This window comes from Vibrio sp. YT-19(2023) (genome assembly GCF_033337395.1).
In genome coordinates, this window is sequence record NZ_JAWOQN010001149.1 from 1 (window position 1) to 517 (window position 517).

Below are 517 nucleotides of genomic sequence, written 5' to 3' on the forward strand. Positions count from 1 at the left end.
GACGTTGGTCTGTCTTACATTCGTTTAGGTCAAGCGGCATCCACATGATCAGGCGGCGAAGTGCAGCGAGTGAAATTGGCAAGAGAGCTATCCAAGCGTGATACGGGTAAAACCTTGTACATTCTGGATGAGCCAACGAGTGGTCTGCACTTCCATGATATTCAGCAGCTATTAACTGTACTTCATCGCCTGCGCGATCACGGGAATACCGTTGTGGTTATCGAGCATAACTTGGACGTCATCAAAACAGCAGACTGGATCATCGACTTAGGACCAGAGGGCGGACAAGGCGGCGGAGAGATCATTGCCCAGGGAACACCAGAAGATGTGTCTCAGATCGAAGGTTCGCACACAGCTCGATTCCTTAAGCCTATGTTGAAATAGAAAAAACGGGTAAAGTACAAAGACCAGCCAACGCTGGTCTTTTTTCATTCAAAACAACGCAATATATAGGGCTACTATACATGTAAGTGGAACCAACCTTTCTCCTGAAAAAGTACAAGTTCCTCTCAATCGC

1 pseudogene is annotated in these 517 nt (G+C 47.0%); it reads left to right on the forward strand.

Annotation, left to right across the window (positions count from 1 at the left end):
- Nucleotides 1–384, forward strand: a pseudogene (locus R7E78_RS30550) (excinuclease ABC subunit UvrA); the annotation flags it as partial.
- Between the last annotated feature and the right edge of the window lie 133 nt (nt 385–517).